Origin of the sequence: Nocardia neocaledoniensis (assembly GCF_029868625.1) — a bacterium.
GTDB classification, from domain to species: domain Bacteria; phylum Actinomycetota; class Actinomycetes; order Mycobacteriales; family Mycobacteriaceae; genus Nocardia; species Nocardia neocaledoniensis_A.
This window is the reverse complement of sequence record NZ_JARWOJ010000113.1, coordinates 1-6,664: the sequence shown is the minus strand read 5'-3', so window position 1 is coordinate 6,664 and position 6,664 is coordinate 1. Positions and strand designations below refer to the sequence as shown.

Genomic DNA, 6,664 nt, shown 5'->3' with positions numbered 1-6,664 from the left:
CAATTCGGCACCTGTGCGGGGGGTTACCTGGGCGGCCTCCCCCCGCCCCCCGTTTGGAACGTCCGGCCCCCCCCCGGTTCGCGCCGGCGACTCACCCACGTCTGGCGGCAGCCGGTGGGATGCGAGCGGCCGGACGTGGGTCTCAGTCCGGCTTGCCGAACTGCTCGTTGCGGCCGAGCGAGCGCAACCGGAACCACTCCCGCAGACCGGCGGGATCGCGCCGGGTCACCAGGAAGAACCAGGAGAACCGAATCCACTCCTGCGGCAACAGCTTGCGCATCCCCGGCTGCGACATCAGGTAGCCGCGATTGCGGTAGGTGAAGTAGCGCTTCACCGGATCGTCCGGGTACTGGGTGTGCATCCGCCCGCCGAGGATCGGCTTGAACTCCTCCGCGCCGTTCGGGTGCAGGTAGGCCGTCTGCAGACACGTGCCGAACGGCAAGCCCGAGCGCACGAGGCGGCGATGCACCTCCACCTCGTCACCGCGCACGAACAGCCGCAGATCGGGCACACCGATCAGGTCGACGGCCTTGGCCGAGATCAGCGCGCCGTTGAACAGCGACGCGATGCCGGGCAGGAAGTCCTCGTCGCCGAGCTCCGAGCGCAGCCGCCGCCACACCACGCCGCGCCGCAACGGGAAGGCGAGCCGGTCGGGTTCGTCGATGTCGCACACCACCGGCGACACCTCGACGAGGTGGTGCTTGCGCGCGCAATCCAGCAGCGTCGCCAGCACTTCGGGACCGTCCGGGCGGCCGTCGTCGTCGGCCAGCCACACCCAGTCGGCGCCCATGGTGAGCGCGTGCAGCATGCCGAGCGCGAAACCGCCCGCGCCGCCGAGGTTGTGGCGCGAACCCAGATAGGTGGCCTCGATCGGCTGCTGGGCGACCAGCTCGGCCACCTCGTCCTCGTTGGCGTTGTCGACGACGATCAGATGGTCGATCGGCCGCGACTGCGAGGCGAGTACCTTCAGCGATTCGGCGAGCAGCTCGCGGCGCTTGTGCGTGACGACGACGCCGATGATCCGCGCCTGCGGCCCGGTCTCGGTGGTGAGGTCGGCGGGTTCGGCGCCCTCGGGCAGCTCGTCGGCGGCGTCGACGGCGGGCGCCGCGGGCTCGATGGGCGCCGGAGTCGCCTCGAGGCGGTCGGTCATGCTGAACCCACCCGGCACGGCAGCCGGGGCAGCCTCGTCACCGCTCATGCGTTGTTGCGCTCCAGTTCTTTCTCGGACTCCAGCTCGCGCAGGACCTGTGCCACGTGATTACCCGCGTCGGGACCTTCGTACGCGCGTACGACTTCTTCGATGCCACCCTGCTGACGGATCTGTCCGTGATCGACCCACATCGCGGTGTCACAGAGCTGGGCGAGGAATTCGTTGGAGTGGCTGGCGAAGACGAGGATGCCCGAGCGCGCGACCAGCGACTGCAGCCGCGTGCGCGCCTTCTTCATGAACTCCGCGTCGACCGCGCCGATGCCCTCGTCGAGGAGCAGGATCTCGGGGTCGATCGAGGTGACGACACCCATCGCCAGGCGCACCCGCATGCCGGTGGAGTAGGTGCGCAGGGGCATCGACAGGTACTCGCCGAGCTCGGTGAAATCGGCGATCTCGTCGATCTTCGCCATCATCTGCTTGCGGGTCTGCCCGAGGAACAGCCCGCGGATGATGATGTTCTCGTAGCCGGAGATCTCCGGATCCATGCCGACGCCGAGGTCGAACACCGGAGCCACCCGGCCGCGGATGCGCGCACTGCCGCGCGAGGGCTCGTAGATGCCGGAGAGCAACCGCAGCAGGGTCGACTTGCCCGCGCCGTTGTGACCGACCAGGCCGACCCGGTCGCCCTCCTTGAGCGAGAGGTTGATGTCACGGAGCGCCTCGACGACGACCACGTCGGAGCTGTTGCGCCCGATCGCGCCGCCCGCCTTGCCGAGGAACGCCTTCTTCAGCGACCGCGACTTGGCGTCGAAGATGGGGAACTCGACCCACGCCTGATGGGTTTCGATACTCACACGGCTCATCGACTCCACTGCTCCTAAACCCAGTACGGGACGCGGGCGCGGTACTGCTTGAGCGCCAGGATCGCGACGATCCAGCCGACCACCGTGATCGCACCGACGATCGCCCAGTGATGCCACTCCGACGGCTCGCCGAGCAGCGGTGCGCGCACGATCTCGAGGTAGTGGAAGGTGGGCACGATCTCGATCAGCTTGGCCCGGTCGCTCATCCCGCCGACCGAGTTCTCCAGCGCCTTCGTCGACCACATGACGGGGGTCAGCACGAACAGCATCAGCGTCATCGAGCCGAGGATCGGCGCGATGTCGCGGTAGCGGGTGCTGAAGATGCCGAACACGATCGACACCCACATGGCGTTGAGGAACAGCAGCACGATCGCGGGGATCGCCAATAGAACCGAGGCGTCGAGGTTGCGCCAGAGCGAGAACGCCACCAGCAGCACCGCGTAGATCGCCACGTTGTGGATGAAGAACAGGAACTGCCGCCACACCAGCCGGTACACGTGCACGCTCAGCGCCGAGGGCAGCTGTTTGATCAGGCCCTCGTTGGCGATGAAGACATCCGAGCCCTCGAGGATCGAAGCGCTGATCACGTTCCAGATGATCAGACCGACCGTCACATACGGCAGGTACTCGCTGATCGGCTGATCCAGCAGGGTCGAATACAGCAGACCCATCGCCAGCGCCTGCAAGCCGGTCGCGATGGTGATCCAGAACGGACCGAGCACCGAGCGCCGGTAGCGCTGCTTGATGTCCTGCCAGCCCAGCGACAGCCAGAGCTCGCGCTGGTGGAAGCCGTCGCGCATGTCCTTGAACGCGCGGCGGAACGTCTGCGAATCCGACACCATCGGCTCTGCTGCGGCGGCTTCGGCCGGCTCGGCTTCGGTCACCGTGGAGTTGTCGTCAGAATGCACGGGGCTCTCTTCGGTACGCGCGTCGCTCCGGTCGGAGACCGAATCGGGACGAGCGGCAGCTGCGGGCACGGTCCCCGACCTTACAGGGTGGATCGGTGGCTGGTACGGGGTGCGGGCGGCTACAGATACTGCCCGCCGCCGACGTGTCCGCCCTGCTTCGGCTCGCCCGCGTGCATGCCGGGCGGCAACGCCCCCTGACGCATCTGCTCGAGCTGTGCGCGGGCCGCCATCTGCTGGGCGAACAGCGCGGTCTGGATGCCGTGGAACAGGCCCTCCAGCCAGCCGACCAGCTGGGCCTGGGCGATTCGCAGCTCGGCGTCCGACGGTACCGACTCGTCGGTGAAGGGCAGGGTGAGCCGTTCCAGCTCGTCCCGCAGTTCCGGCGCGAGACCCTGCTCGAGCTCGCGCACCGAGGACTTGTGGATCTCCTTGAGCCTGGACCGGCTGGCGTCGTCGAGCGGAGCCGCCCGCACCTCCTCGAGCAGCTGCTTGATCATGGTGCCGATGCGCATCACCTTGGCGGGCTGCTCGACCATGTCGGCCAGGGATTCGCCGTTGTCCTTGTCGTCGGCGTCGCTCTTCTCGTCGTCGGGCACGACCTGCGCGGTGAACGCCGCGGCGCCGTTCTGGTCGGCGGGCACGGTGAGCGGACGGCCGTCGGGACCGATCACGACGATGGATTCCGGTACATCCTCCGAGTGCGTCATATCCCCATCATTGCGTGTGTGTCGGGTTCGCGCTAAAACCCCGACGCGGTTACCCCCGAACGCCCGCTGCCCTTAAAGTGGCGGGCATGACTTATGACGTCGCGAGGGTTCGGGGCCTGATACCGTCCCTGGGCGACGGCTGGATTCATCTGGATCCGCAGGCGGGGATGCTCGTTCCCGATTCGGTATCGCGTGCCGTGTCAACGGGTTTCCGCACCTCCTCGTTTTCCCACATCGGCCGCCACGGTGCGGCGACCCGCAGCGGCGCGATTCTCGAGGCCGCGCGCTCGGCGGTCGCCGACCTGGTCGGTGGAGATCCGGCCGGCGTCGTGCTCGGACCCGATCGCGCGGTACTGCTGGCCTGGCTGGCGGAATCGCTGAGTTCCCGGCTCGGTCTCGGCACCGGCATCGTGCTGTCGCGGCTCGACGACGAGGCCAATGTCGCGCCGTGGCTGCGCATCGCCAACCGGTACGGCGCGCACGTGCGCTGGGCCGAGGTGGAGATCGAGACCTGCGAGATGCCGTCCTGGCAGTTCGAGGAGCTCATCGGCCCGACCGCCCGCCTGGTCGCGCTCACCGCCGCGTCCCCGATCGTCGGCTCGGCGCCCGCGGTCCGGGTGGCGGCCGACCGGGTGCACGACGTCGGTGGCCTGCTGGTGGCCGACGCGTTCGGCGCCGCGCCCTACGCGCTGATCGATATCGACGAGCTCAACGCCGACGTGGTCGCGCTGAGCGCGCCGTCGTGGGGCGGCCCGCAGGTGGGCGCCCTGGTGTTCCGCGATCCGGCGTTCCTCGACCGCATCCCGTCCATGTCGCTCAACCCCTATGCCAAGGGTGCTGAACGGCTCGAGGTCGGCGGGCATCAGTACGCGCTGCTGGCCGGGCTCACCGAGTCGATCGACTTCCTCGCCGGACTCGACGAGCGCGCCAGGGGCACCCGCCGCGAGCGGCTCGAGATGTCGATCACCTCGCTGCAGGACTACCACGATCAGCTGTTCGATCACCTGATGCAGGTGCTGGACAAGGTCGAGAACCTCACCGTGATCGGCCGCGCCTCCACCCGCATCCCCACCGTCAGCTTCACGATGGCGGGGATGCAGGCGGAGAAGGTGGCGGCCAAGCTGGCCGACAACCGGATCGGCACGGTCAGCGGGGTGCACGGCGGCAGCAGGCTGCTCGACGCGCTGGGTGTCAACGACGAGGGCGGCGCCGTCACCATCGGCTTGGCGCCGTACACCACGCGCTACGAGATCGACCAGCTCGGCCGCGCCCTGAGCGCACTCGAATAGCCGCTCAGTCGCGGATCCGCAGGACGACCTTGCCGAAGGTCTCCGGTGAATCGAGCAGCTCGTGCGCGCGCCCGGCCTCGGTGACGGGCAGTTCGGCGGAGATCACCGGCACCACCTCGCCCGCGGCCACCAGCGGCCACAGCCGCTCGCGCACCGCGGCGACGACCTCGGCCTTGCTCCCGGCTCCGGCGCGCGGCCGGTTGCGCACATTGGTCGCGTGCACCGTGCCCCATTTGCCCAGCAGCGCGGCCAGATTCAGCGTGCCGGACACCCCGCCCTGCATGCCGATCACGACCAGTTGTCCGTGCGCGGCCAGCGCCTCCACATTGCGCTCGAGATACTTGGCGCCCATGTTGTCGAGGATGACGTCGGCGCCGTCGAGCGCGGCGACCTCGGCGACGAAGTCCTGCGTCTTGTAGTTGATCAGCAGGTCGGCGCCCAGCTCGCCGCACTTGGTCAGCTTCTCGGCCGAGCCCGCCGTCACCGCCACCCGCGCGCCGAGGCGCTTGGCCACCTGGATCGCGCAGGTACCGATCCCGCCGCCGCCACCGTGGATCAACACCAGCTGGCCCGCCCGCAGCCCCGCGGTCAGCACCAGGTTCGACCACACGGTCACCGCCACCTCCGGCAGCCCGGCCGCCGCCACCGGATCGAGGCCGTCCGGAATCGGCAGCACCTGGGTCGCGGGCACGGCCACCCGCTCGGCGTAGCCACCGCCCGAGAGCAGCGCGCACACCCGATCGCCGACCTGCCAGTCCCGCACCCCGTCGCCCAGCTCGACGATCGTGCCCGAACACTCCAGTCCCGGTACCGCACTGGCGTCGGCGGGCGGCGGATAGAACCCGCGCCGCTGCATCACATCGGCCCGATTCACCCCCGCCGCGATGACCTCGATCAGCACTTCACCCGGCCGGACCTCCGGATCGACCGTCTCGGTCCACTCCATCACCTCGGGCCCACCGAACCCGTTCAATTCGACAGCGCGCATGAGATCGATCTTGCCCCGTCCCGCCGGTACCAACCAGCACCACGCCCGTCCGCCGCCGCGTCCGCTACCATTCCAGGCGAAGGAGACGTGGCAGAGCGGCCGAATGCACTCGCCTTGAAAGCGAGCATGGGTAACACCATCGGGGGTTCAAATCCCTCCGTCTCCGCAACAGCGACCGCGACGCGGGGCTACTGCTCGTCCCAGGCTTGGATCGAGGTCTGGTCGACGATGCGGCCGTCGCGGATGTCGGCCATCGAGTGGACCAGGACGCGGGTGCCGTCGGGGTAGCGGCAGGATTCGACGAAGGCGACGTGGTCGCCGTCCATCAGGATGCTCTCGAGTTTGTGGGTCATCTCGCGGGCGCAGACATCGGTGAACATCTCGCCGATGGCCGAACGGCCGTGCAGCACACGGGGATGGCTCGGTTGGTCATGGTGGTCGACCATGCGGATCTCGGCGTCGTCGCCGTACAGATCCAGCAGGGTGTCGGCGTCTCGTCCCTCGATACCGCGGCGCAGTGCCTCGGCATCGAATCCGGAACCGGATGCGGTGCTCATCGGGGTCTCCCTCGCTCGTCGTCAGCGAGCCGGACCAGGGCGATTCGGCCCGTACGCAGGACTTTACGCCGGATGAGCCGGTAACGGCCGCCCGCCCCCCCAGACCGGCCGCAGGCCGGGACCCGGGCGGTTTAGGGGGGTTTGGCCCCCCGTAGCCCGAGGAACCATAGGGGTGGGCGCGCGCCATTGGGGCGGTGTAGGG

7 protein-coding genes and 1 tRNA gene are annotated in these 6,664 nt (G+C 68.8%); 2 read left to right on the top strand and 6 right to left on the bottom strand.

The features are described 5' to 3' along the window. Positions 1 to 142: 142 nt before the first annotated feature. From glfT1 to QH270_RS07745, 4 genes are all read right to left on the bottom strand, one after another. Positions 143 to 1,198, bottom strand: a complete 1,056-nt coding sequence (gene glfT1, locus QH270_RS07760) for a galactofuranosyltransferase GlfT1 (protein WP_280339812.1) — start codon at positions 1,196 to 1,198, stop codon at positions 143 to 145. Next, complete coding sequence (wzt, locus tag QH270_RS07755) at positions 1,195 to 2,013, bottom strand: galactan export ABC transporter ATP-binding subunit Wzt/RfbE (RefSeq protein ID WP_280339811.1); 819 nt, start codon at positions 2,011 to 2,013, stop codon at positions 1,195 to 1,197. Before wzt ends, glfT1 begins: the two co-directional genes overlap by 4 nt. A gap of 14 nt (positions 2,014 to 2,027) precedes the next feature. Continuing rightward, on the bottom strand, positions 2,028 to 2,855 hold the full coding sequence (gene wzm, locus QH270_RS07750) for a galactan export ABC transporter permease subunit Wzm/RfbD (RefSeq protein ID WP_280339813.1): 828 nt from the start codon (positions 2,853 to 2,855) through the stop codon (positions 2,028 to 2,030). A gap of 185 nt (positions 2,856 to 3,040) precedes the next feature. Then, positions 3,041 to 3,628 (bottom strand): bacterial proteasome activator family protein, encoded by a 588-nt coding sequence (locus QH270_RS07745; protein WP_280339810.1) that lies wholly within the window; start codon positions 3,626 to 3,628, stop codon positions 3,041 to 3,043. An 86-nt stretch (positions 3,629 to 3,714) separates the two neighbouring features. Between QH270_RS07745 and QH270_RS07740 the strand changes: the two genes are divergently transcribed. Continuing rightward, positions 3,715 to 4,917, top strand: a complete 1,203-nt coding sequence (locus tag QH270_RS07740) for a cysteine desulfurase-like protein (RefSeq protein ID WP_110038116.1) — start codon at positions 3,715 to 3,717, stop codon at positions 4,915 to 4,917. 4 nt (positions 4,918 to 4,921) lie between these two features. Here the strand turns inward: QH270_RS07740 and QH270_RS07735 are convergent, their stop codons facing one another. Continuing rightward, complete coding sequence (locus tag QH270_RS07735) at positions 4,922 to 5,905, bottom strand: NAD(P)H-quinone oxidoreductase (protein ID WP_280339808.1); 984 nt, start codon at positions 5,903 to 5,905, stop codon at positions 4,922 to 4,924. Between the two features lie 81 nt (positions 5,906 to 5,986). On the opposite strand from QH270_RS07735, the gene QH270_RS07730 reads away from it, so the two are divergent. Then, a tRNA-Ser gene (locus QH270_RS07730) sits at positions 5,987 to 6,071 on the top strand. 22 nt (positions 6,072 to 6,093) lie between these two features. On the opposite strand, the gene QH270_RS07725 is transcribed toward QH270_RS07730, so the two are convergent. Beyond that, positions 6,094 to 6,462 carry a nuclear transport factor 2 family protein gene (locus tag QH270_RS07725; RefSeq protein WP_280339806.1) on the bottom strand — a complete coding sequence of 123 codons (369 nt, stop codon included), beginning with the start codon at positions 6,460 to 6,462 and terminating at the stop codon, positions 6,094 to 6,096. Between the last annotated feature and the right edge of the window lie 202 nt (positions 6,463 to 6,664).

Coding starts and splice junctions, on each gene's coding strand:
- glfT1 (WP_280339812.1), bottom strand. CDS start 1,198: ATGAGCGGTGACGAGGCTGCCCCGGCTGCCGTGCCGGGTGGGTTCAGC.
- wzt (WP_280339811.1), bottom strand. CDS start 2,013: ATGAGCCGTGTGAGTATCGAAACCCATCAGGCGTGGGTCGAGTTCCCC.
- wzm (WP_280339813.1), bottom strand. CDS start 2,855: ATGGTGTCGGATTCGCAGACGTTCCGCCGCGCGTTCAAGGACATGCGC.
- QH270_RS07745 (WP_280339810.1), bottom strand. CDS start 3,628: ATGACGCACTCGGAGGATGTACCGGAATCCATCGTCGTGATCGGTCCC.
- QH270_RS07740 (WP_110038116.1), top strand. CDS start 3,715: ATGACTTATGACGTCGCGAGGGTTCGGGGCCTGATACCGTCCCTGGGC.
- QH270_RS07735 (WP_280339808.1), bottom strand. CDS start 5,905: ATGCGCGCTGTCGAATTGAACGGGTTCGGTGGGCCCGAGGTGATGGAG.
- QH270_RS07725 (WP_280339806.1), bottom strand. CDS start 6,462: ATGAGCACCGCATCCGGTTCCGGATTCGATGCCGAGGCACTGCGCCGC.